Genomic DNA, 24273 nt, shown 5'->3' with positions numbered 1-24273 from the left:
ATTTGGTTAAGGTAGATGACTAAACTGAAAACGAAACGTAAATCTGTCTACGATCGCATTTTGCAAACAGCATCAGATTTGTTTTATCGAGAAGGGATTCGCAATGTCGGGATTGACAGAATCATTGCGGAATCTGGTGTAGCAAAAATGTCGCTGTACAATCATTTCAAGTCAAAAGATGCTTTGATTGAAGCATGGTTGCGACAAGAGGATGAAAAATGGTGTCGATGGCTAAAAACCACTGTTGAACAACAAACTTCTGAGCCAGCTAAACAACTTTTGGCAATCTTTGACGCTTTAAGAGAATGGTTTGAAAGTCCAGATTTTCGAGGTTGTGCATTTATTAACGCCTCCGTAGAATTAGCTAATCCTGATCATCCTGGGTATCGAGTAGCACTAGAACATCAACAGGCGATTTACCACTACATCAAAACTCTCGCTCAAGCCGCAGCCCTGACATCACCAGAACAATTAGCCAGACAATTGCTTTTGCTTGTACAAGGTGCGATCGTAGTTGCCATGATGGAAGGCAGTTGGTCAACCGCATCACAAGCGAAGAAAGCGGCGGTAATCCTAATTCAAACAGCATCAACATAAACTCTGCGCTACTCTGCGTTTACCTTTGCGCCCCTCTGCGTTTAAAAAACCCCAATTCATACAAAATGTGCATCTCTCGGATGAAACGCCAACTTAATCAAGCTGTGATGGTAAACATTCTCTGACACATCATTACGAGGGACTCTAGCCGTTAAAGTTTGTTCTCCTACTTTCACTTTGATGGTATAAGTTCCTACACCCCGTACAATCCTTTCTACCCTGCCTTGAATAGAAACTGACCCTGGCTGTTGCGGAATTGCAGAACGTGTATCATCAATGTGGAAAGCATCGCCGGATAGACAACAGGCTGTGATGGGTGCATTGATTTCGCCATAATATAAAAACTCCATAGTGTTAGCTAACTTAATCAAATAACCACGGTGTTCTGCTTCTATTTGACAAGGGATGACGTTATCCATACCGACAAGTCTGGCGAGTTGTTGGTTAGCTGGGCGACGGATGAGCATTTCTAACTTATCGTCTTGGATAATTCCACCGTCAAATAATGCGATCGCGCGATCGGCAAAATTCAAGATATCTGTAAAGTTATGGCTGACTAATATCACCGCCGCCCCTCTAGCTTCCGCCCATTGGCGAATTTTTTCGATGATTTGCGGACGAATTGCTACATCTAAATAAGCGGAAGGCTCATCTAATAACAGTAATTCTGGATCAGCTACTAACCCACAGGCAATACACACCCGCTTACCTTCGCCACCAGAAAGGGCGCGGGCTTGTCGATGTGCTAAATGTTCACAGCCGAATGTTTCCAGTGCAGTATATACCCTATGCTTAATTTGATGCTTGGGTACACCGCGAAACTGTAAGACTCTAGCAACATTATTAAATACCGTGTCATCTAACAGTAATGTCTCCTGAAACACCAATGCAGAACGACGACGCAAGGCTGTTTGATTAACTTGACTAGCATTCTGTCCAAACAATTGCATTTCCCCACGGTAGGATTGCAACATATTGATGGTTCTTAACAGAGTGCTTTTACCCGCACCATTAGGGCCAACTACGGCGAGAAGTTCCCCTGGACGCACAGCGAAATTATCAATTGATAAGATATTTTTGCGGCTTTTACTATCAACCTTCACCTGACGCATATTCAGGATATATTTATTGATTTTCCCCAGATTTTCCTGTGGTTTCATAGGAGGGGATTCTAAATTGACAAACGACTTTAACTTATGTAATTTACTCATAACATCTTTTTATCGTGCTGCAAGATAGTCAGCGACACAACAATGCTGTAGGTGATGAACAGGAGAATGTACGCGATCGCCATCGCCACATCAAAGTTACCTTTTTCTACTTCTGTGACAATAGCTGTAGTTAAAACTCGCGTCTGTCCTTTGATATTTCCCCCCACCATCATCGATGCTCCAACTTCCGAAATGACGCGACCAAAACCAGCAATAATGGCAGCTATCAAGCCTAATCGTGCTTCCTTAATTAATAACCAATGAGCTTGCCAAGGTGTCGCCCCCATTGATAATAATTGCCAACGTAGTTTCGGATTTATACTGAGGATGGCTGCAAAACTAAACCCTGCAACTATCGGGAAAGCAATAATAGTTTGAGCGATAATCATGGCTGTGGTTGTGTACATCAAGTCCAAGTCACCCAAAGGGCCAGAACGCCACAAAAATAGACTCACCACCAAACCAACCACCACAGGCGGTAATCCCATCCCGAAGTTAACAACACTGTTTAATACAGATTTCCCAAAGAAATCTTCTAAAGCCAACCACAACCCCAAAGGTACACCCAACAAAACACTAATAGTTGTCGCCACTCCAGAGACTAGCAATGTCATCGTCATTACTTCAATAACATTGCGATCGCCACTAATTAATAACTCTAGAGCCTTATTCGCTCCATCAATGATTGTATCCACGAGTCTCTTAAAAATCGAAAAAATCTTGAAACGTGCAGTTACCCAAAACCACTCTTTCTTTCTACCTTTGCATCTTTGCGCCTTTGCGCCTTTGCGTGAGCTTTTAAATAATACTATCAGCAACACCAAAGTATTGATGCAACAGGCCTAATCGCTAAAACCCATAATCCTTTTCACTTTTACCCCCATCAGCAAAAAACAATGGCTGTCCAAGTTCTTTCCTACCGTGAGCAGCAATTATTCTCTGTCCTTCAGTAGATAGAACAAAATCAATAAAAGCCTTAGCCCCCGCACTATTAATTTTGGGGAATTTCTGCGGATTTACTTGCATCACATGGTACAGATTTAATAATTTCCTGTCTCCTTCTACCAACACCTGCAAAGAATCAAGATTCTTTTTCTGAAATATATAAGTTGCCCTATCTGCTAATGTATATCCCAGTTTTTGATTAGCAACCTGTAAAGTCTTCGCCATTCCTGAACCTGTTTGTTGATACCAACTACCAGCAGGTTTGACATTCGCTTGTTGCCATAAATCTTTTTCTAACTTATTTGTACCTGAATCATCACCTCTTGATACAAATAATGCTTGATTTTTGGCAATTGCATTAAACGCTTGCACAGCATTTTTATTCCCTCGAATCTTGGCTTTATCAGGATTACCTGGCCCTACAATTACAAAGTCGTTGTGCATAACTAAACGGCGATTAGTCACTACACCACCTTGTAAAACTTTGCGTTCGGCTTTGGGTGAATTGACAAATAGTGCGTCAACTTCGCCTTTTTCTGCTAAAGCTAAAGCTTGTCCAGTTCCCACAGCAACTTTTTTGAGTCGATAGCCTGTTTTTTTCTCAAATGCTGGAACTAAATCATCAAGTAATCCACTGTCTTCGATGCTAGTTGTCATGGCGACAATGACATTGCGATTTGTAGGAGATTGAGCGTTGGCTTGTGGTGTTAAAAAATTACCAATGTCAGCAGTTACAATTGCTAAACAAGAAGCTAAAGCTGCTATGACGAATCTTCTTTGAACCATATAACCTCTCAGGATTTACACAGATGGCGTTGTTGATTGAGAATAGGATTTGTCTCACGCAAAGGCGCAAAGACGCAAAGGTAAGAAGAAAAAGAAACGCAATTTTTATAGTTGATAAGTTTATGAAATTCTGAGTTTTTTTACTGACTCAGGAAGTATTAATTACAGAATTAATTGCAGTGTTGAGAGATAGTTTCACCTCTACTTGCTCAGGTTTTTAGCTTTGAGGAACTAAACTTAGTAGTTCTTCAACGGTGAGGCTGCGTTTGGTTTTGACTGATTGATGGCGGACTGCATCTAATACTGATTGAATTTCGGCTTGGCCGAGGGTAATACCGTGTTGTTCCAGGACGCTGAGTAGGAGATGGCGGCCGGAATGTTTACCTACTACTAAGCGTCGTTCCCAACCTACATCTTCTGGTGCGAACGGTTCATAGGTGATGGGGTTTTGCAGTACGCCATGAGCATGAATCCCTGATTCGTGTGCAAAGGTATTTTCACCGACGATCGCTTTCCAAGGAAGTACAGGGAAATTAGTAGCTTTGGAGACTAATTTTGATACTTCTACCAGTCGTTTGGTATCAATTCCTGTGGGTATATCGTAGAGATATTTGAGTCCCATCACTACTTCTTCTAAAGGTGCATTTCCGGCTCGTTCACCTATACCATTGACGGTGGTATTCACAGATATTGCGCCAGCTTTCACACCGGCTAAGGTGTTCGCCAAGGCCATACCAAAGTCGTCATGTGTGTGCATTTCAATGACAATGGATAGGTGCGATACTAGATGACTAACTTTTTTGTAGGTGGTTGTGGGGTCGAGAACTCCTACGGTATCACAGAAGCGAAACCGAAACGCGCCCCATTCTTGAGCAGATTGAGCAACTTCTAATAGAAAGGATTCATCGGCTCTCGAAGAATCTTCACCACCGACGGAGACAGATAAACCGCGATCGCCAGCAAAATTAATTGCATCCCGTAGTTTATCTAAGACTAACTGTCGTTGTCCTTTGAATTTAGCAGCTATCTGAATATCGGAGACGGGAACAGAAACATGAACTCTATCCAAACCACAATTGATAGATGCTTGGATATCTGACAAGTTAGCCCGATTCCAGCCAAGTAGTTTGGCATTTAATCCCAGATTGGCAATTCTTGTAATGGATTCTGCTTCTTCATGTCCCATTGCGGGAATGCCAACTTCTAATTCATGAACACCGATAGAATCGAGTAGAGAGGCGATCGCAATTTTTTCCTCAACATTGAAGGCTATACCAGCCGCCTGTTCCCCATCTCGCAAGGTTGTATCGTTAATGTGAATAGCCTGCTTGTTCATAGTAAATAGATAACCAATGGTTTAACTCTAAATAGTTGCGACAACTTCCCCAATATCTCTAATGTCATAGCCACCAAGCACCTCTAATTGTGATTGCACCAGGCGATGTCCCAAGATACTCAAAAATTGCTGTACTGGTGCTTCTTCCAAGTATTCCTTAAGAATCACCAAGTCATACCGTGCTTGATGCAAGGGGATAAATCCCAAACCAAAAGCCGCCGCTACAGAAGCCGTACTCACACCCGCATCAGCGATACCTGCGGCGATAGATAAGGCTACATCTTGATGGCTATGAACAATATGCTCATATCCTTTAATTGTGCTGGATGATACTTGCTCTTCTTTGAGTTTGCGTTCTAATAGCATCCGACTACCAGAACCAGGTTCACGGTTAATGATTGTGGCTTCTAGTTCTACCAAGTCAGATAAGGATTTGATTTCCATTGGATTCCCAGGCGCAACTACTAGCCCCTCTTCCCAAATGCCCAGAGTGATTAAAACTGCACTTCTACCATCCAAAGCTTCTCGCGCAAAGGGAATGTTATGTTCTCCTGTTTGCGGATCGTACAAGTGCATCCCTGCAATGTGGACTTCACCCCGATTTAAACTACGCAAGGCAGCCATACTATTAGCAAAATGATAATGAACCCGTAGCTGGGGATGCCAGCGTTCAGTCGCTCTCGCTAAGAAGGAAATCACCGGTGTACAACCAGCAATGACGACTGTATTTTGTAATTTGTCTAAATCATCAAGTAGCCGCACCTGGACTTTATTCGTATGTGTCTGACTCTCTGCTTTACCATCAGCAGGAATCATTTCCATCCGAAAAGCTTCCTTGCCGACAAGAGGGTAAGCTATCCATTGACCGCCAACCTTTGCTAGACTCACTCTCAGTTGTTGCCCAGTGGGGACTGGTTTAGCCAGAACTGCTTCAACTTCTGGTAAATCATCTTCTAACCAGAATAAGTTTTCGACTTGACAACCAAGTGCTTTAGCTAAACGTAGAGTAATGGCGACAGAAGGCGCATATTGCCCAGATTCTACACCACTAATCGTCTGACGGGTTACGCCAGCTATATTAGCCAAATCTTGCTGGCTCATGCCTAAACGGGTTCTGATAGATTTGATGTTGTTGCAGATATTGATATCTAGCTTCATGAGACTTTATTTACTCCGTGACAAGAAGCTACCAAGAGCAAATGTAATCTGCTGAGGTAATAGCACAGCCTTCTACTATATATTTGAGAAGACTGATGATTGAGTTTGGATGACTGCATACATATTCCATTACTTGCTGGATTGCTATGTTCACAGCAAATAATTTGTCAGTTGAATTGATTGCGAGTTGATTTACAGGTTTTGTCCCCCCTTAACGCAAGTTTAACATACATTTCGCCAAAATAATTGCCAAAGAAAAAACTTTTTATACCGATATTTTCTGTCAGTAATGTATATGTAGTTACAGAAATTTGTGACTTTTATAGTTTTAACAAGCCAAGACCGTCGAAACGAGTAAAAAAGCACGCAGAATTGTTGGCCTGCACTGCTACATAACACTGACTGAATAGGCACGAACTGCTGAATCTACTGTCGCAATTATCAGACCATTTTGTAAGGCTTGACAGATAAGCATTCTGTCAAATGGATCACGATGTAATAATGGTAATTTAGCCAGTTGAATCACACTATTTTCATCCAGAGCAAGACTGGCAATCTGATGAAGATCGCGCTGTTTGGGTAAATAAGTTTCCGGCTGCTCCGGCAGAGGTAGCTTACCCAACTGGTACTTAACAATTGCTTCCCAAATTGAAACTGAACTCAGATAGACATCATTGTCTGGATCACGAATCGCATCCCGAACATCTGTTGACAACTGAGTATCGCCACTAATGAACCATAAAAAGATGTGCGTATCCAGCAGAATCCTCATTTGCCCTCAAATGTACTGAGAATATCTTCTGGCAAAGGAGCATCGAAATCATCTGGAACGGTAAACTCACCTGAACACAAACCAAATGGTCGCAATTGCTTATTACTGGCGATAGGTCTAAGTTCAGCGATCGCTTTATCTGCTTGAACAATTACAATTGTTTCACCTGCCTCCACTTGACGCAAATACTTGGAAGGATTGCGCTGAATTTCATCAACTGTCACGCTTAACATAAAAAGCCTCAGTATAAGCTCAAGGGATAATAATCTACCTGATTCAATTGTAAATGATGAATAATTCCTAGTGTTCTAAATACTGTGATACTAAAAATTGCAGTTCTAACCAGAGGATGGGGTCTTTTTGTTTTAATGTGGAACAGCGATCGCGGATAATGCGTGTAGCGTTCATACAAATCGCATTGGCTATTCCCAGATCCTCAGCGACACTTCTAAAAGTTTCTTTGTAAGCACTTACTGAAGCCAACAGTTGATGAGGAGCGTAAATTACAAAATACTGTAGAAGCTTTTCGGGTTTACCCCAGTAGGAGTTGACAAGCTCGACATGACAGTATTTAAGTAAAGTATTGAGTTCAGGACAGCGATCGTTAACAACAGTAGTAAACTTCTGCACTAAAGCTTCTTCAGTCAACATTTCTAGAAATACTCCTTGAATATTTTGAGGGTGTAAGGGTGTAGGGGAACAACTTAAGACCATACCCAGTCAACAGTCAACAATCCCCACTTCATCCATAATGTTTCAAGCTGCTGATTAGACAAAGGTTTGGGAACGACAAAATTAGTGTTTTGGTCAATTGCTTTGGCTAGGTGACGATAATGTTGTGCTTGTTCACAATTAGGAGCATAAGCAATCACTGTCTGACTGTAAAATTCTGCTTGCTGGACTATATTATCTCTAGGTATGGAATAGATAATTTGAGTCCCCAATTGTTCTGCAAAAGCCTGAACTAAATCATCTTCTTGATCAAAATTGGGAGAGTTATAGATTAACCCTCCCAAACGCACACCACCTAGAAACGCATATTTTTGGATTCCTCGGCAGATATTATTGATGGTGTACAAAGACAAACTTTCACCAGAAGTGACGATGTAAATTTCCTGTGCTTTCTTCTCACGCATAGGCATGACAAAACCACTGCACACCACACTACTTAAACCATCATAAAAAGTATAATCAAGCTGTAATTTGGGATCGTAAGCACCTAGTTGTTCCAGTACGCCAATTGATGTGATGACGCTTTTACCAGTACATCCCACCCCAGGTTCAGGCCCTCCTGATTCGACACAGAAAGTTTTTCCCCAGCCTTCTTTACGAAAATCTTCTAGGTGCAAATCTTCTGATTCTTGGCGTAGTGTGTTGAGTACAATTTTCGGATGCAATCTCCCTAAAAGCAGTCTGGTAGAATCTGCTTTGGAGTCGCATCCTACAAGCATCACTTTACGACCCATTTCAGCTAGTGCCGCTACAGTGTTTTGAGTAATGCTAGACTTACCGATACACCCTTTACCGTAAATAGCAATCTTCCGCATAGATGTTCACCGATAGAAAGAATTTACCTCACGCAGAGACGCGGAGGCGCAGAGAGTAAGAAAACTCTGCGTACCTCTGCGCTTACCTTAGCGTTCCTCTGCGTTTCTACTCCCCATAATGAGGACTAACAACTTTACCTCTAAATACTCGGTAAAGATAGATGTTGTAGAACAGTAGAATCGGGACAAAAAAGCCGATGAAAGCAATCATGAAGGCTTGAGAAATCAAAGAAGAAGAAGCCTGATAGATGGTGAGTTGGAAAGGAATGATGTAGGGAAATACAACGAAAGCCAAGGCCAGAATAGTGATCAAGAAAAGTACAATTGTCCAGATAAAGGGCATGATTTCTTGACGGTGGTTGATACTATTCATCAGTAATCCGGCTGCAACGGTCGCTAAGACGGGAATAGCAGCAAATATCAAGACTTCTGGTTGATGAAATAGCCTTTCTTTGACTTGTTCGTAAAACATTGGTGTCGCAATTGTCAGGACTAATGCACCCAAGTATGTGGTGATGGCACTAAATTTGGCGGTGATATAGTGATATCGTTTGAGTTCACCTTCTGTTTTGGTAATCAAATAAGTTGAACCAATCAATACATAGCCTTGAACAACTGTTATCGCTACTAATATTGATGGTAAATTCAACCAATCCCAAGTCCCACCAATAAAGTTTCCGGCTGCATCAACTTTAATTCCCGCAATTACGCCGCCTAATACTAATCCTTGGGAGAAAGCAACTAACAAACTACCTCCACCAAAACCGATATTCCAAAAGGTTTTGTCTAGAGAATGTTCCCGAAATTCAAAGGCGACGGCGCGGAAGATAAACCCAATCACCATCATGGTAATCGGAATGTAGAGGGCATTAACGATAGTAGCGTAAGCCAGGGGGAATGCTCCATACAATAAACCCCCTGTACACACTAGCCAAGTTTCATTCGCATCCCAAACGGTGCTGAGGGTGTTGATAATGATCCCCCGTCGCCCTTCGTTAGCAGCAGTTAGGGTCAAAATGCCTACGCCTAAATCAAAGCCATCGGTAATTAAGTACAAGGTGAGGAACAGGGCAACAAGTCCAAACCAAAGTAGTGGTAGAGTGGTGCTTACGGATTCCATGAGAGTTGTATTTTTTGGGTATTAATTGTGTACGGTTTCGCTGATTTGTATGGTGTTGCTGTGTTGTAAACTTTGATGTGGTAAAGGAACACCTAAGTTTGGCCCTTGAAGAACTATCCGACGACCAAAGTATAAGGCGCAACCCAACAATAATAGATAGATACTGGTGTAACCCAGGAGTGAAATTAAGACGTTGCTGGCTGGGACATTAGAAACAGCATCGGCTGTGCGAATTTGTCCATACACAATCCAAGGTTGTCTACCAACTTCTCGTACCATCCAACCAGATTCGACGGCGACATAACCCAAGGGTGCAGCTAATATCCACGCTCGCATTAACCAAGTTTGGGTGGTGATATTTTCCACAGTCAGCTTACCGCGCAACCATTGAACGACGCTGACACCCATCAAACCCAGGAAAAAGAAGGCAATACCTACCATGATGCGGAAGGTATAGAATATCAAAGAAACTGCATGGGGTCGGTCTTCTGGCTTCCACTCATTTAAACCCAGTACAGGTTCAGAAAGTTTGGGCTTCATTTCCAAAACCATACCTAAACCATTAGGAACACTGAGTGACCAATTATTCTTGTTATCTTTGTCATTGGGTGCAACTAAAACATTCCAAGGTGCTGATTCACCTGCGGGTACAGTGTCCCATAAAGCCTCGATCGCAGCTAATTTACTGGGTTGGTTGTGGTATACTTCCTCACCACTAAAGTGACCGACTAGAATTTGTAGGGGTGTGACAAGAATAGCAAGTGCGATCGCAATCTTGAAAGACTTGCTAAAAAACTCCTCATAACGCTTGTTGAGGAGATACCAAGCACTAATCCCACCAATCACAAACAAAGCGGTTTCGAGAATCGCCAAGATCATGTGAAACCAACTATTCAAAGCTGCGGGGTTAAAGATGGCTTCTAGATAACTGTGAACCAGAAATTTACCATTCACCATTTCTCCGCCTGCTGGTGTTTGCATCCAAGAGTTAGCAACAATAATCCAAAAAGATGAGAGACTCGCACCAACCGCTACACATAAAGTTGCGAATAGGTGCATCAATGGTGGTATTTTATTCCAGCCATAAATCATAATCCCCAAAAAAGCAGCTTCCAGCATAAAGGCCATCGTACCTTCAAAGCCTAAAATACTGCCTAAAAAATCACCCACAGCTAGAGAAAATGGAGCCCAGTTTGCACCAAATTCAAATTCAATCGCCACACCAGAAGCCACACCTAAACCAAAATTGAGAATGTAGAGTTTTGACCAAAAACGTGCATGGTAATAAAAAGTAGGATTTTTGGTTTTTAGCCATAAAATCTCGACAACAAATAAATACCAAGACATCCCAATGGTGAGGATAGGCCAAAACATGTGAAAGATGCTGGTGACTGCAAATTGAAGACGCGACAGCATCACTGTATCTGAGAATAAATTCATCGTGTGTTCTCCAATCTTGAGTTCTGATTTATTTAGTTAAGTTCACTGTTCACACATCATGCTTATTTGTTGCTGCATCTTGATTTTGGGTGGTATTTTCTGTTACTTGTTCATCTGTGAGGATATGGGATTGTGTAAAAGTCTCTTTTCCTTGAATACCCATACCTTCATAGATTTGATAGCTATAACCTGCAATCCAAAACACTAAGAAGATAGGAATTGCTGTCCAGATAATTTCGAGGGTGATATTTCCATCAATCGGAGAACCATCAGTAATATCAGAATTATCGGCTCGATGCAAAACTAATGAATAAATCAAGACTCCAATAACTCCGAGAAAGATAAATGAGCCGATGCTAATTAAGAAACTAATTACATCATCAATGAGGCGTGATTCTGCTGTGGCTTGAGTAGGTAGCCAATAATATGCTATTCGTCCTATTCCCAGACTACCAACAGTTGATGTCAGTGCGATCGCACTCAAACTCAAGATATTTCTGATGTTCATAGCAGCATCTTGTTGCAAGCTACACAGATAAATTTGTACTGCAAATATTACATCCCTTCCCTTGTTGGGAAGGGGTTAGAGGTAAGACGTTAAGTCTCTTAATTTCAGACTTCTAAATCTTTTCCATAAACAACTTCCTGCTGCACCTGTTGAATTTTCGTTGCTAATTCCCGCCGGGAATTAGCTTTCAGTAGATATCGCAACACAAACCAGACAACATAAACAATTCCCACAAACTCAAAAGTTAAATTGATAAAGGGAATGTCATTGATTGTATACAGTAAAACCAAGAGTAATTTGACTGTAAACAATAAACCAATAGTTAAAGCAATACCAGCAACTATGCGTTTAACTTCATGATAAAACCTACCAAATAATTGAGGAATTTTTAGGATAAATCCCCAATATTCTCGGAGAATTTGCAACCATTCTGGTGATTTTTGTGGATTAGTTGGCAATGCTTGAGCCTCAATTGGTAAAATTTGAGTTTCTGTGATGACTTCACTAGAGGTAATATCAACAGATTTCAATTGTTCTAGATTACTTTCCATAACTCTCCCATTTTCGTGAGTGAAATTTAAATCTAAATATTCGGTATCAGACAAGTCTGTGACACCATAACTTAGTTCATTAGATATTTCCATGATTGTTACTTCTTTAATTAAGATTTCATCAGTTGTTTGGATGTCCACAGTGATGTTATTTTGCTGCTCAAATACACGGGGTAAGTTTAATTCTGCGTCTTGTATTTGCTCATCACGAACATCAATAGCAGCAAGCTGCATTAAAGGAGAATAAATGGCATTGTACAAATCTCTTGCCATATTCACCGCACCCTCAAAGCCCATGTATGGCCCATTGTGATAACCGTGACCATTAACATAAGGCAAGTGCAGTTTCTTCACTAACACACCCACCCGTGGCCCAGTCAACACCACATCAGGACGAATCATTTCCAGAACTTCAAAGAACTCTAGTTCATTACCATCATCAATATAGATTGTGCCTTCTTGACCTCTGGCAATGACTTTTTCAAAGTCTTCTTGGTGTCCGAACTTGGAAGACATGGATACTACTTGCATTCCTAAGTCATCTTCCAATGCTTTTGTCCAGTGCCATAGTCTGGGGCCACCTGTCCAAATACAGACCTTTTTACCTGTGAGTCTTTCCTTGTACCAATCCATTTTCTCTTGGTATTTGGCGACTTCTTCCGCAATCACAGCCTCGGCTCTGTCTTCAATGCCGAAGAATGCGCCGATTTTGCGTAGTGCTTCTTGGCAATAGTCAAAACCCCAGGTGTCTACGTCAAGACGAGGAATGCCATATCTCTTTTTGAGTTCGTTGGCGATGTATCCGGCTGAACGCGCACAGTTGGTAACGTTGAGTTGCGCTCTGTGCATTCCCCGTAATGAGTCATAAGTACCGTTACCTGTAAAATGGGCGATGATTTGAATGCCCATTTTTTCCATGTACTTTTCTAGAACGAAGGTGTCACCTTGGATGTTGTAGTCGCCGATGACGTTGATGGTGTAGGGTGAGGTGATTTCTGGCTCTAGTGTGCCGACTTTTTCGTTAATCCAGGCGATGTTGAGGACGTGGTGTCCTTTGGATTGGCTCACACCTGCAAATCCGGGACATTCTACACAGAAGATATCGACATCACCGAGTTCTTGCTGGGCGCTTTTAACGACGGCGCGGATGTCATCACCAATTAAGGCGGTGGCGCAGGTGGTGTACACAATCATCCGTTTGATGTCGGGAAATTCTTTGAAGGCTTCTCGGATGGATTTGCCTAGTTGTTTTTCGCCACCAAAGACGATGTGAGATTCTTTCATGTCTGATGACCAGACATATTTGAGTTGGAAGTGGCCGTTGTCGCTGGGGTAGCGTTTGGTGTGCCAGGTGTCGTAGGCGCAACCGATGGGGCCGTGAATCATTTGGATGGTGTCTTTGAGTACGCCACCAATTACGAGTTTGGCTCCGCAGTAGCTACATCCGCGTTCTGAGAGTGAACCGGGGATGGTTTCGATGTTGGATAGGGGGAGAAATTGGGTTGTGTCTTCGCCTTTTTCTTTGATGTATACGTGTTTTTCTCTTTCTGGAATTGATTCGTCGCACTTTAATAGTTTTAGTGGCATTCCTTTATTCTCCTTTGCTGATTTGGAAATTGGTAAAATAGGTTCGATCGCACCAAATCTGATAACAAAATCGCTGTGCTTCACTGACTTATATCAGTGCAAGATGTCAGTAACTAAAATCCAAAATGGAGATAAACTTCAACCAGCAATCAACAAAAGATGAGAAAGATTGCCTGAATCATGGCTAAAAATTTAGCCACATTACAAAAATAATTTAAAACTAGATATTCAATGTTAATTACAGATTGTTTCTAAACCAAAATATTTAGACTTTCACAATCCTTACTATTGATATTCAAAATGATTTAGAAGGAAAAACAAGAAATAATTCTTTATGCTTCAACTAATTAAATATTAGTATTTCTGATTCCGCGCAATAGTAACTAGAGTAACAGATGACAAAAATAAATTTATAAATATTTTCCTTCGATTAAACAAACAATTTTTCTCATGTTTCTACTAAAGTAACATGAGAAATAAGACGATTGATAAATTTTCAAATTTTCATCTAAAGGCTAACTAAATCTATCGATTTATTATTTGTGGCTGGCTTTTTTCTAATTCTGCGGCTTGTTTATTATTCTCTCGAACAAGCATTGTAGGTACTTCCAATTTACCTCCATTGATGGATTCTGTTTTAACAATGACAATATTGTTAGAGTTAATTACTGCACAAGCTTCTATTCCTTCGTCTAAACATAATTCATCTGCGGACGCATTAGTAATTGCTAATATTAACTGTAATGTATTAGATACTTTTAAAATTACTTCAGTATTTAATTCTGTCCGAACTACTTTTGTAATTACTCCTTTAACAATAGTACTAGGACTAAATTCCAGATTTTTTCCAAAGGAGTTACGAGTATATTTTCCAGGTTGCTTTCTGTTTGATTTTGATTGCTTTAAGTTGGGGTAATAATTGTTCAACCCTCTAACTAATTCTCGTAAGATTTCTGTTTTGGTACGTTGAGATTTTCTACATAATTCCTCTAACAGTTCTAGTTCTTCCTGAGAAGCTTGAAATGTGATCCAACCTTGGTCTTTTCTTGGCATATATTGTTTCCGAGGGTTTTTTGATTTTGAATAGTACTTAAAAATAAGAAAGGATAGATTAACCGGAGATAACTTTGTACATCAGACGAATAGAAAACACTACATAACACTCAACTAACACCATGATTAACTTTGTCATTTGAGAGCTTACGCAGTAATACGAAAAATCAAGGGTTTGTAAGATAGCAAAAATCTTGACACCCCTAAACCCTGAAAGTCAGTCTCAACATACAATCTCTGTGGATAAGACTTGATAGGATAGAGAACTTGCATTGTAGAAATGAGTATTTGCGATCGCAGCATATTTCTCTAGCAATTATTTTAGCATAATGTTAATTTAACTTGCTAAAACAAGAATTTTGGTAAGCATTTTTACAAAATCTCCAATTTTTTGCAGAAAAATCTAAATAGCAAGTAAATTAGCAAAATGTATGCTATGCTTGCATTAAAGGATAAAAAAGCAGCAACAAGTCTTTCATCAAAACTACAAGACTTGGCTATTTTTCCTAGAGGTGCTACTTAGTTAGTTCTCGCAGTCTTCGTAAACTCCGTACCTTATTCGTGCTGCAATCAAGAAGTTACAAGGCTGTTTTAAATGGTGAGTTTATTTCTTCTGTGCTGTATTAAACTCAAATAAATTCACTCAACATCAAAGTAATTACAACTAGGCCAAGTACATTGGTTGGCCTGTAATAGTGTTTTGCTGATAGGGGGGATATGAGGTAAATCATCCGACTCCTTTCTTTTTGTAGAGTTATTGTGCTTGCTCCTTTTACTCTCTATTCCCCTATCTTTCTTCTTCTAAACCAGCAGACTCCAGCACTATAAAAGTTTGTGGATAAACAGACTGTTATATGTCTTGTCACTTTGAGTCTGCTAATTATAAATTCAATTTTTCTTGTTGTAATTTAGCCAGGACTTACGCACAAAGATTATCTATGAAGATTGGGTGTAAGAGTTTTAGATACATACACCCTTATACCCTGTACCCCTATACCCTCACTAAAACCCTTGATTTTTCGTTTTTATGCGTAAGTTCTATTAACATTACTACCTCTTCACTCATATCATCTGACAAGAAAAAAGCAATGAAACAGACACAAGAACAAATCAATCAATTACTCAACGAAATCGCCTGCGAATATAACGTCAAAAAATTGCAGAGCAGAAAAACTAAACCTTGTAAAAAACCACCCAAACCAGGCGCAGCCCAAGGTAATTGTCCTTTTGAGGGGGCGATGGTTGCACTTGGGCCAATTACTGATGTGGCTCATTTAGTACACGGGCCTGTTAGTTGTACTCGCAATCCTTGGGGTAGTCGTGGTAGTTTATCTTCTGGTTCTCAGCTATATCAAATGGGATTTTCTACTGATTTAGGCGAGAATAATATTATTTTTGGGGGTGAAAAAAAACTTGATAAAGCAATTCAAGAAATTGCTCACCGCTACAATCCTGCTGCTATTTTTGTCTATGCTACTTGTGTAACTGCTTTGATTGGTGATGATATAGAAAATATTTGTAAGCAAGCAGCACACCAAGTCGGGATTCCAGTTATTCATATAGATGCACCTGGATTTTTGGGAAGTAAGAATTTAGGTAATCGCATTGGTGGGGAAGCTTTATTTGAATATGTAGTAGGTACTGCGGAACCGGAATTTACTACACCATTCGATATTAATATTATTGGTGACTATAATGTTGCTGGTGAAATTTGGAATATTTTACCGCTTCTCAAAAAACTAGGTATTCGGGTTTTGAGCAAAATTACAGGTGATGCTCATTATCAAGAAATTTGCTATGCTCACCGTGCCAAATTAAATGTAGTAATCTGCTCGAATGTATCACTAAAAATGGCACAAAAAATGCAAGAGCGTTATGGCATACCTTATATTGAAGAATCTTTTTATGGTGTAGAAAATATTAATCACTGCTTGCGAAATATTGCCGCAGCATTAGGTGATCAATACCTACAAGAACGAACTGAATGGTTAATTACGGAGGAAACAGAAGCGTTAAATATTGCCTTAAGTTTTTATCGTTCTCAACTGCAAGGTAAACGCATTGTTCTTTATAGTGGTGGCGTAAAGAGTTGGTCAATTATTCTAGCAGCAAAAGACTTGGGAATGGAAGTTGTTGCTGCTAGTGATAGAAAGAATACCCAAGATGAAAAAGTTAAAATTAAGCAATTACTTGGTCAAAATGGGATGGTTTTAGCCAAGGGTGGCCCCAAGGCTTTATTACAGGTAATAGAAGATACAAAAGCCGATATTTTAGTTGCTGGAGCCAGTAATCAATATACAGCACTGAAAGCACGAATACCTTTTTTAGATGTTAACCATGAACGCCATCATGCCTATTCTGGCTATATGGGAATGCTAACGATGGCAAAAGAATTTTATGAAGCTTTGTATAGTCCTGTATGGGAGCAAATTAGACAGCCTGCTCCTTGGGATTAGCAAAAGGTGGGAGGGTGGGAGGATGAAAATTGATGAACTTACAAACAACAATTAATTTTTGACGGAGCAAATCAATGAAAGTAGCTTTTACCACTAGCGATGGTACTCATATTAACACTCATTTTGGTGTTGCGAAAGAAATTGATGTCTATGAAGTAACCAAAGATGGATTTGAATTTGTTGAAACTTTAGTCTTTGAAGGTGACTTAGAAGAAGCTGCCCATGAGGATAAAATTACTCCTAAAATGGAAGCAATTGCTGACTGCAAGATTTTGTATGTTAAGGCTATTGGTAAGCCAGCAGGAAACAAGTTAATTAAGCAGGGTATGACTATTGTCAGAGCGCAAGAATATGATACAGTGCCTGATATTTTGCATGTATTGGTTAAAAGTCTGAATGGTGATGCACCACCTATGTTGCGTAAAGCTTTATTACAATAAAATCATGAATTAGCATATTCCTGTAATGAAGAGTAGTTTAATTTATTGTTGATATTTTCTCCTGCTACACTGTATGGTTAGCAGGAGATTTTAATAATGACACGTTTGGTTTTTTCTTCTTCCAACTCGACTTATTTTGATAGAGTTTTTTCGCGTTAAAAACCCGCCCAATTTTCTGCCTGTTCTCTAGATGAAACATGGGCATAGGCAACTACTTCGGGAATTTTAGCAATTTTGTCCTGACTGTTCACAAGCACCAATACTCACCTAAGTGCTAGAACCATTTTACCAGTGTTCTTTTTTCCAAAAGAGTAAGTAATTACGTGCTAAAAGTCTAGCAAATCAAAAATTTTGTGTGTATGCAACATAACGTGTAGAGGGATAGGGGTAAAGTAATTGCGATCGCCTGCAACAATACTGAGCCAGCATTGCTTTTCCATAGAACTAATTCTGCAAATACTTGACCAATAATCGCCTACCCTAGTCCAGAATACCAGTGTTAAGAGAACACTGATCGCTATTTTCTCAATAAAAACCTTTTACCAATTGATAGCAAACCAACTGGTAGTTTTTATGCTCATGAGGAAAATTAGATTCAAAACTAACCTCAGCCTTTCATAATATATTCCTCAGAATTTATTTTAATCCCCTTAAGGGGATTAAAATTTAGAACAATTGAGTAAACAGAACTAGTAAATTAAGTACTCAGACCTACAAATAATTTTTAGTCCCCTTGCGGGGAAGTATTGAAACTAACAATTTAAATGCTCACAATACACGAGAGCGCGAGTTTCAATTCCCTTACGAGAAAGTTTTTTGTATATGGCCATTATACTACCATATATTTCTATTTTTGTTTTTCCCTGGTGTTCAGCTAAATATTTTTATTAATTTTGTATCAAAAATAACAATTTGTAATAACACAAGAAAAGTTTTATCACCTATAATTTATCCATACTGACACTTGTATGCTTCTAATTTGCTTCCTAATCTTCCTCATAGCTTAGTTTAAAGCTAAAAACTTTTATTTTTATAAAAAGATTTAGCTATCAGCTAGAGATTTGATTTTATAGCAGTTATTGGATCTGGTGTCATATTTCAGTAGATAACTCTTCTGGAGAATACTATGAGTCGTACAAATGTGTTGATGATAACAAGTAAAGGGATAGATCCACCAGTTTCTACCTAAGCAATAATTTACAAGGCTCAGAGTACATGGGATGTGCGAACTAATAATTTATAAGGCTCAGAGATACGCGGGATTTGCGAATTTAATTTTTGAGGAAGAAAGTGATGACATCTAATCAAATAAGTACATTAAGAGTAATAAATTACTCTGACTTTCAGTCGGGTTTACTGAATTATAATAAGCAGTTACAACCGAAGACTGAAAAACAACGCAACTTCAGGACAATACCGAATATACCGCTTTTAAGCGAATTTCAATTGCAATCATATATCCTCGCTACAACATATCAGCACAACAGAGTATCAAAAGAGAAGGCTAGTACTGTGAGTAAAATTTTTGATGGAATAAAATCAATGCTGCCAGTACTTTCATTGATTCGGTTGTTAGAATTCTTGTTTCATCAGTAAATGAGACTGCGAAGAGTTTCATAAAAACTTTATTGAAGAAACTGGAAGTACACCTAAAACAGCACTTTAATGTGTACCACAGTTCGGTGTAACTCAATTTTCCAATGACTAATAGCAATTTAAGTGCGCTAGTCTAATTGGAAAATTTCTAACTGTAAAAAAGGACACCTCTAACTGGTGTCCTTTATTTTCAAGGGTCATCATGAACAATTCTCACATACGAACAATTACTGCGATCGCCTGGTGTCTTGCTTGGGGCGAAAAGCACAATCTCAATCAGGATGAACTCAGTACTTTGCGTCAAATGCGACAGGCAATTAAAGATGGGCAGGACGTACCGGAGAGTATCAAATCTGTTGTTAAACAAGCACAGCGACTCTACGATATTCCTCACAACTACGAACCCGAAACACTGGAAGACTTAAAGAAAGATTATCCAGACCTTTGGGATGAAAATAGACGCATTGGGTTGGTATATGGGGGAGCTACCAAAATCAAACAATACGTATTTGAAGCTGCTAAAATCAACGATATTCGCGGTGCATCGGCACTACTTGACCGCATTAATCTTGATGATATTCCTGGTTTTTTTGGAGAGGGTGGGCGATCGCACCGAATAGGTAAATGGCTGGATGAAAATGGATTTTCTGACTTAAGACAAGCCTTAATTCCCGAATTGATTATCTATTCTACAGGTGGTAGCGTGCTTGCTTTCTGTCCTGCTGCATTGACTGACGAACTCGCCAATGCAATAGAAAAACGCTACACTCACGAAACTCTAACCGCTAATTCCTGTGCTGTTGGTGATACTTTCAGGCTTTTAGAATTCCGCTTTGGGTTACTGCAAGACCCAATTGAAAGTACACTATGGCTTAAAGAGTACAAACAAAAACAAGAAAGTAATCTTATTATTCAAGCTTATTTTAACCAATCAAATGAATCGGACTTAAACAAAAAATTTTGGCTACGCAAGAATTTTAACGAACTTGTGGGAAAACTTGCTAACCAATTTACCCACCGCCGTAACGGAAACGCATCAGCAACAGCACGTCCTACTCGTTCTTTTCCGCCGATGTTTGAAACTCATCCCTACTTGCAACGAGATGGAACTGACAATAGAGCAGCTGTAGCAAAAACAGATTTACCGGGAACGCCTAGTTTTTCCGATGCTTTAGCACGAAAAGTTATTGTTGGACAGCGTAGCAAACGCGATCGCCAGCAACGACGACGATGGTACAAAAACTTTAGATTCCGCAGACAGTCAGGAAAAGAAGAACTATGGAGTCCTGGTTATTTTCCTAGTTGGGTGACAAGATTTCACAAATTTTTAGAACAATCAGGAAGCGATCGCCAATATTATCAAGTAACACAAGGTAAGCGAGTAACAGAGGCTTTTTCTTTACGTGAAATAGGTAATGTCAGTAAACTTCGTGGTTTTGTTGGCTATATCTATGCGGATGGTAATAATATGGGTGGCTACCTCCGCCAGCACATCCGCACACCAGAAAAATACCGCGAGTTTAGCAAACAGGTTTTAGATGCAACGCAGAATGCTGTTTATATTGCGCTAGAAAAACATCTTATACCGCGCCGACTTAATAATCTTATTGACCCAGATAACGCCCACCGTAATGGTGATTGGATTTATCCTTTTGAAATTATTACGATTGGTGGCGATGATGTACTGTTAATTGTCCCTGCGGATAAAGCTTTAGATGTTGCTAAAACTATTGGTGAAGAATTTGAACGAGAAATATTAAAAGGTAGCATTCTATTTTGGCAAATATATTTTTTACATTGGTTGCTAGAATCTGAATTACACAGTTTAATCAGGTATTTCTTTTTCAGGGAAGGATACTCCCTATTGAAATTATCAGCTTTTAGGCTTAACAAACCTTATGAACCCGAAATAGTCCACCGCTATCAAGGAAAAGAACCATCAGTTTATAAATCCCAGTGTGAATTAAGTATGTCGGCAGGTGTTTTAATAACTGCTGAAAATACACCTATTTACTACGCACAAGAACTCACAGAGCAACTTCTAAAATCGTCGAAGAAACTTGCTAAAGAACTCAAACGCCATAACTATTATGGTGGAACGGTTGACTTTTTAGTATTAAAAGCCGTAACAATGATTGCTTCAGATGTCAAAGAGTTCCGTGAACAAGGATTAACAAAAGGTAATCTTAAACTATACGCTTCACCTTATACCCTTCATGAATTAGGAGGGTTATTACAAACTGTGGAAGCACTTAAAAAAGCCAAATTTCCTAAATCACAACTATATCAAATTCGCAGTTTGTTAGAGAGAGGTAAACATACTGCTATCCTCAACTATCGTTACTTCCGAGTCAGACTACAACAAGGACAATTTGAACTGCAAAACCAATTTGAAGAGTCTTGGTGTAAAGCTTTAACCAATGATGGTAATTTAGCACCTTGGATGAGTGATAGAAGATGTATCATCAGAAATTTGATGTTGTTACTCTTTGTAGAAGCCAGTCCTCAAACAGAATTTTGGCTACATTATCAAACTTTACGCTTTTTAAACAAGCCAACTTATGAAACTCTTTGGCGTGACTTGGTAGATTTATACCCATTTCTAGTAGAAGATGAGCCAACACCAGCGAACCAAGGAGAACAACAAGAACAAGGAGTCAAGCAATGATTGACCTGAGTACACTTTCCCAAACAGCGTCTGAAAACTGGGAAATAAATGCAATTATTGATACGGCTTTGTGTGTTGGTGCTGGCGGTTCATCTGGTTCACTGGCAGATAAACCCATTGTCCGCAACGCCCAAGGACAACTTTTAATTCCCGGTTCTCAAATTAAAGGTAGGCTGCGCCACGAATGTGAAAAACTTGCAAGGGCTTTGGGTTGGCAGATTTTTTATGCACCTGTAGCCACAGAACTTTGCCCAAAAAAAGACCAAGTGTGTAGTCAATTTCAAGAAATTTATCAAGTTAGCGGCTACAAAGGCTACCACTGCGTTGTATCGCAAATCTTTGGCGACCCAATCTTACCATCCCGTGTCATTGTGGATGATTTTATCTGTACAACACCAGTTGAGGAACTAGCAGAAGTTTTTCGTCCTGGTGTGACTATCAACCGTCGTCGTCGCACGGCTGAAGAAAACAAACTCTATTTATTAGAAACGTCCCCTGCAAATGCCCAGTTAGAGTTTAAAGGTAAGATTTACCTACAGCCCCGCTTTGATTCTGGCAGTCCAGACTTAGCAAAGCCTTTGATTTTTGCTGCTTTACGACGCATCTATGCTTTGGGAGGCAGTAAATCAACAGGTTTGGGATGGTTGCATTGGCAGAATTTACCGACGTTATCTGATGATGACCCAATATGGTCAAATTTGGATGCTAAGGAGTATCTAGCAAATCGTCAAGTTTCTGTTGGTGGTACTGTATGAAGCGAATTGAACTGACCATCAAAGCATTGTCACCCTTGGCAATTGGTAAACAAAAACCCGGCGGTTCTATCAATGAAGTGGAACGATATATTCCAGGTTCAGTGTTGCGTGGTGCGATCGCTAAACATATCCTACAACGTGCTGGTAGGGAACTGGAAAATCTGGCAACTAACGGCGGTGACTTTGCAGATTTATTTTTAGCAGAAAATCCAGCTATTTTCCAAAATGCCTACCCCGCAGTTGCTAAAGTGGAGAGCAAGCATCAAGTAGTAGATAACACTATCAAAGTTTTACCTACAACTGCTGTTAGTTCCAAAGCCAATCCTGGTTTTTTACCCAAAGGACATGGTGTATTTGATACATTAATTGACTCGTTTTGCGCCGAACAATTCCAGCATCCTTATGACCCCAGTAGTTTGAAAGCATTAGAACATGGGGTAGACCCGCGAGTTGAAACCTACAATTCTTTATATAGCAAACATAATGGGCAATACTGCACTCATGCTGCTACAAGTCGTTTGTTAACGCGGGTGGGCATTAATCGTTATCGTGCTACATCTAGTGATGATATTTTATACAGTATAGAAGTTCTCAATGAAGCATTTATCGCTACAAATGAAGGTAAACATAAGCAATGGGATAACTACGTTTATCGCGGTTATATTAACGTTCCTAATGACTCTTTAGCTGAAAAACTCAAGTATTTTATCAACAATAACTCTGAAGTTTTTCGAGTCGGTGGTTCAGTATCGCGTGGGTTAGGTAAAGTAAAAATTAATGCTGAAGAAAATCAAATTGCTGATGATATTTCTAGTCGCATCGATCTATTTAATCAAGTATTGCACGAACGCTGGAAAACTTGGTCTGAAGCATTTGGCGATCGCACACCTAACCCAACTAGTAAACGCACTTTCTTTACACTTAACTTGCATTCTGATGCAATTTTAACTGAAGATTGGCAGCGTACTACAGTAATTTCGCCAGAAATGCTTAAGAATTTTGCAGATGTGGAAGATCCTAGCTTACAACTCCACACAGCTTACAGTAGTTATAGTTACACTTCTGGTTGGAATAGTGCTTGGGGTTTGATGAAAGATGTTGAACTTGTCACGAATAAAGGGTCAGTTTATTTATTTAGCACTGAAAATCGACAGTTGTGGAAGGATGCAATCTCTAGTTTAGAGTTGCGGGGTGTAGGCGATCGCACCTGTGAAGGATTTGGACAAGTGGAAGTTTGCAACGAGTTTCATCAAATATTTCGGGAGAATGCAGTATGACAGTTTTGACTGAACAGCAACAAAAATTTGAGCAGCAAAGAGAAATCCAACAAAAAGAATTCAAAATCCAAAAAGAAATCCGTCAAATTGAAGATGATTTAGTTATAGCTATTGAGAAAATTTTAAAAGATAAAAATTCCTGTGAAAACTTAGAAGAAGCTCAATATCGCAACTTAATGCACGTTGCAGATACAACAGAAAGTATTGAAGTCATCAAGAATTTTTTGCGCTATCAGTTAGGTCGTGATAAAAAGTGGGGCGTAGGAGAAAATTCAATTGCTCAAAGAATTATTAATGATATTGATGGCTTACTTCATAATCAAGCCGAAAAAATTGTCGAAAAAGTCAACTATATAGAAAGATTTAAATCTCTTCGGTTAGACTTAACCCGCCGTTATCTTGGTTACGGTTCTCGCCGTCTTAAGTATATTAAGTCCAATAACAGTAATAAATCTTAAAGTTAATCTTAG

20 protein-coding genes and 1 pseudogene are annotated in these 24273 nt (G+C 39.6%); 7 read left to right on the top strand and 14 right to left on the bottom strand.

Going from position 1 to position 24273, the window contains the following annotated elements; translation table 11 throughout:
- The first annotated feature begins 15 nt into the window (after window positions 1-15).
- Window positions 16-597 carry a TetR/AcrR family transcriptional regulator gene (locus H6G28_RS09730; protein ID WP_190670478.1) on the top strand — a complete coding sequence of 194 codons (582 nt, stop codon included), beginning with the start codon at window positions 16-18 and terminating at the stop codon, window positions 595-597.
- 56 nt (window positions 598-653) lie between these two features.
- Here H6G28_RS09730 and H6G28_RS09725 read toward each other — a convergent pair whose 3' ends face one another.
- The 14 genes and pseudogenes from H6G28_RS09725 to H6G28_RS09660 all read right to left on the bottom strand — a co-directional run bounded on the left by H6G28_RS09725 (window position 654) and on the right by H6G28_RS09660 (window position 14611).
- Complete coding sequence (locus H6G28_RS09725) at window positions 654-1757, bottom strand: ABC transporter ATP-binding protein (RefSeq protein WP_242054511.1); 1104 nt, start codon at window positions 1755-1757, stop codon at window positions 654-656.
- Window positions 1758-1804: 47 nt separating this feature from the next.
- A complete protein-coding gene (locus H6G28_RS09720; RefSeq protein WP_190670476.1) occupies window positions 1805-2503 on the bottom strand; it encodes an ABC transporter permease in 699 nt (232 codons plus the stop codon).
- A gap of 154 nt (window positions 2504-2657) precedes the next feature.
- On the bottom strand, window positions 2658-3539 hold the full coding sequence (locus tag H6G28_RS09715; RefSeq protein ID WP_190670475.1) for an ABC transporter substrate-binding protein: 882 nt from the start codon (window positions 3537-3539) through the stop codon (window positions 2658-2660).
- Window positions 3540-3756: 217 nt separating this feature from the next.
- Window positions 3757-4875 (bottom strand): homocitrate synthase, encoded by a 1119-nt coding sequence (gene nifV, locus H6G28_RS09710; protein ID WP_190670473.1) that lies wholly within the window; start codon window positions 4873-4875, stop codon window positions 3757-3759.
- Between the two features lie 27 nt (window positions 4876-4902).
- A complete protein-coding gene (locus tag H6G28_RS09705; protein ID WP_190670472.1) occupies window positions 4903-6033 on the bottom strand; it encodes an XRE family transcriptional regulator in 1131 nt (376 codons plus the stop codon).
- A 388-nt stretch (window positions 6034-6421) separates the two neighbouring features.
- The gene (locus H6G28_RS09700; protein ID WP_190670470.1) at window positions 6422-6805 is read right to left on the bottom strand and encodes a type II toxin-antitoxin system VapC family toxin; all 384 of its coding nucleotides are present in this window, start codon (window positions 6803-6805) and stop codon (window positions 6422-6424) included.
- Window positions 6802-7038: a type II toxin-antitoxin system Phd/YefM family antitoxin gene (locus H6G28_RS09695; RefSeq protein ID WP_011320733.1), complete on the bottom strand. Its 237-nt coding sequence runs from the start codon at window positions 7036-7038 to the stop codon at window positions 6802-6804. Before H6G28_RS09695 ends, H6G28_RS09700 begins: the two co-directional genes overlap by 4 nt.
- A 67-nt stretch (window positions 7039-7105) precedes the next feature.
- The gene (locus H6G28_RS09690) at window positions 7106-7456 is read right to left on the bottom strand and encodes a hypothetical protein (RefSeq protein ID WP_190670469.1); all 351 of its coding nucleotides are present in this window, start codon (window positions 7454-7456) and stop codon (window positions 7106-7108) included.
- Window positions 7457-7509: 53 nt separating this feature from the next.
- Window positions 7510-8352 (bottom strand): nucleotide-binding protein, encoded by an 843-nt coding sequence (locus H6G28_RS09685; RefSeq protein WP_190670468.1) that lies wholly within the window; start codon window positions 8350-8352, stop codon window positions 7510-7512.
- 106 nt (window positions 8353-8458) lie between these two features.
- Window positions 8459-9472, bottom strand: a complete 1014-nt coding sequence (gene cydB / locus H6G28_RS09680) for a cytochrome d ubiquinol oxidase subunit II (protein ID WP_190670467.1) — start codon at window positions 9470-9472, stop codon at window positions 8459-8461.
- A 21-nt stretch (window positions 9473-9493) separates the two neighbouring features.
- Window positions 9494-10912, bottom strand: a complete 1419-nt coding sequence (locus H6G28_RS09675; RefSeq protein WP_190670466.1) for a cytochrome ubiquinol oxidase subunit I — start codon at window positions 10910-10912, stop codon at window positions 9494-9496.
- 121 nt (window positions 10913-11033) lie between these two features.
- A pseudogene (locus H6G28_RS09670) lies at window positions 11034-11420 on the bottom strand (cytochrome c oxidase subunit II transmembrane domain-containing protein); the annotation flags it as partial.
- Between the two features lie 104 nt (window positions 11421-11524).
- On the bottom strand, window positions 11525-13558 hold the full coding sequence (gene vnfD / locus H6G28_RS09665; protein WP_190670464.1) for a nitrogenase vanadium-iron protein, alpha chain: 2034 nt from the start codon (window positions 13556-13558) through the stop codon (window positions 11525-11527).
- A gap of 525 nt (window positions 13559-14083) precedes the next feature.
- Window positions 14084-14611, bottom strand: a complete 528-nt coding sequence (locus H6G28_RS09660) for a TOBE domain-containing protein (protein WP_190670463.1) — start codon at window positions 14609-14611, stop codon at window positions 14084-14086.
- A gap of 1088 nt (window positions 14612-15699) precedes the next feature.
- Here H6G28_RS09660 and nifE point away from each other — a divergent pair.
- The 6 genes from nifE to H6G28_RS09630 all read left to right on the top strand — a co-directional run bounded on the left by nifE (window position 15700) and on the right by H6G28_RS09630 (window position 24261).
- Window positions 15700-17067 carry a nitrogenase iron-molybdenum cofactor biosynthesis protein NifE gene (nifE, locus tag H6G28_RS09655; protein WP_190670461.1) on the top strand — a complete coding sequence of 456 codons (1368 nt, stop codon included), beginning with the start codon at window positions 15700-15702 and terminating at the stop codon, window positions 17065-17067.
- 74 nt (window positions 17068-17141) lie between these two features.
- On the top strand, window positions 17142-17507 hold the full coding sequence (gene nifX / locus H6G28_RS09650) for a nitrogen fixation protein NifX (RefSeq protein ID WP_190670460.1): 366 nt from the start codon (window positions 17142-17144) through the stop codon (window positions 17505-17507).
- A gap of 1798 nt (window positions 17508-19305) precedes the next feature.
- Window positions 19306-21771, top strand: a complete 2466-nt coding sequence (gene cas10 / locus H6G28_RS09645) for a type III-B CRISPR-associated protein Cas10/Cmr2 (protein WP_190670459.1) — start codon at window positions 19306-19308, stop codon at window positions 21769-21771.
- Window positions 21768-22526, top strand: a complete 759-nt coding sequence (locus H6G28_RS09640; protein ID WP_190670457.1) for an RAMP superfamily CRISPR-associated protein — start codon at window positions 21768-21770, stop codon at window positions 22524-22526. Before cas10 ends, H6G28_RS09640 begins: the two co-directional genes overlap by 4 nt.
- The gene (gene csx10, locus H6G28_RS09635; RefSeq protein WP_190670456.1) at window positions 22523-23803 is read left to right on the top strand and encodes a type III-D CRISPR-associated RAMP protein Csx10; all 1281 of its coding nucleotides are present in this window, start codon (window positions 22523-22525) and stop codon (window positions 23801-23803) included. Before H6G28_RS09640 ends, csx10 begins: the two co-directional genes overlap by 4 nt.
- Window positions 23800-24261, top strand: coding sequence for a hypothetical protein (locus tag H6G28_RS09630; protein ID WP_190670455.1), 462 nt, complete (start codon window positions 23800-23802; stop codon window positions 24259-24261). Before csx10 ends, H6G28_RS09630 begins: the two co-directional genes overlap by 4 nt.
- Window positions 24262-24273: the final 12 nt, after the last annotated feature.

The sequence above is a fragment of the Nostoc sp. FACHB-190 genome, from assembly GCF_014696905.1.
GTDB lineage: Bacteria > Cyanobacteriota > Cyanobacteriia > Cyanobacteriales > Nostocaceae > Nostoc_B.
This window is presented reverse-complemented; position numbering and strand designations above follow the sequence as displayed.

Excerpts from the sequence above, each read along its gene's own strand:
- H6G28_RS09730 (WP_190670478.1), top strand. The coding sequence starts at position 16 with ATGACTAAACTGAAAACGAAACGTAAATCTGTCTACGATCGCATTTTG.
- H6G28_RS09690 (WP_190670469.1), bottom strand. The coding sequence starts at position 7,456 with ATGTTGACTGAAGAAGCTTTAGTGCAGAAGTTTACTACTGTTGTTAAC.
- nifE (WP_190670461.1), top strand. The coding sequence starts at position 15,700 with ATGAAACAGACACAAGAACAAATCAATCAATTACTCAACGAAATCGCC.
- H6G28_RS09715 (WP_190670475.1), bottom strand. The coding sequence starts at position 3,539 with ATGGTTCAAAGAAGATTCGTCATAGCAGCTTTAGCTTCTTGTTTAGCA.
- H6G28_RS09725 (WP_242054511.1), bottom strand. The coding sequence starts at position 1,757 with ATGAAACCACAGGAAAATCTGGGGAAAATCAATAAATATATCCTGAAT.
- H6G28_RS09695 (WP_011320733.1), bottom strand. The coding sequence starts at position 7,038 with ATGTTAAGCGTGACAGTTGATGAAATTCAGCGCAATCCTTCCAAGTAT.
- H6G28_RS09705 (WP_190670472.1), bottom strand. The coding sequence starts at position 6,033 with ATGAAGCTAGATATCAATATCTGCAACAACATCAAATCTATCAGAACC.
- cas10 (WP_190670459.1), top strand. The coding sequence starts at position 19,306 with ATGAACAATTCTCACATACGAACAATTACTGCGATCGCCTGGTGTCTT.
- nifX (WP_190670460.1), top strand. The coding sequence starts at position 17,142 with ATGAAAGTAGCTTTTACCACTAGCGATGGTACTCATATTAACACTCAT.
- vnfD (WP_190670464.1), bottom strand. The coding sequence starts at position 13,558 with ATGCCACTAAAACTATTAAAGTGCGACGAATCAATTCCAGAAAGAGAA.
- H6G28_RS09700 (WP_190670470.1), bottom strand. The coding sequence starts at position 6,805 with ATGAGGATTCTGCTGGATACGCACATCTTTTTATGGTTCATTAGTGGC.
- csx10 (WP_190670456.1), top strand. The coding sequence starts at position 22,523 with ATGAAGCGAATTGAACTGACCATCAAAGCATTGTCACCCTTGGCAATT.
- H6G28_RS09675 (WP_190670466.1), bottom strand. The coding sequence starts at position 10,912 with ATGAATTTATTCTCAGATACAGTGATGCTGTCGCGTCTTCAATTTGCA.
- H6G28_RS09660 (WP_190670463.1), bottom strand. The coding sequence starts at position 14,611 with ATGCCAAGAAAAGACCAAGGTTGGATCACATTTCAAGCTTCTCAGGAA.
- cydB (WP_190670467.1), bottom strand. The coding sequence starts at position 9,472 with ATGGAATCCGTAAGCACCACTCTACCACTACTTTGGTTTGGACTTGTT.
- H6G28_RS09640 (WP_190670457.1), top strand. The coding sequence starts at position 21,768 with ATGATTGACCTGAGTACACTTTCCCAAACAGCGTCTGAAAACTGGGAA.
- nifV (WP_190670473.1), bottom strand. The coding sequence starts at position 4,875 with ATGAACAAGCAGGCTATTCACATTAACGATACAACCTTGCGAGATGGG.
- H6G28_RS09630 (WP_190670455.1), top strand. The coding sequence starts at position 23,800 with ATGACAGTTTTGACTGAACAGCAACAAAAATTTGAGCAGCAAAGAGAA.
- H6G28_RS09685 (WP_190670468.1), bottom strand. The coding sequence starts at position 8,352 with ATGCGGAAGATTGCTATTTACGGTAAAGGGTGTATCGGTAAGTCTAGC.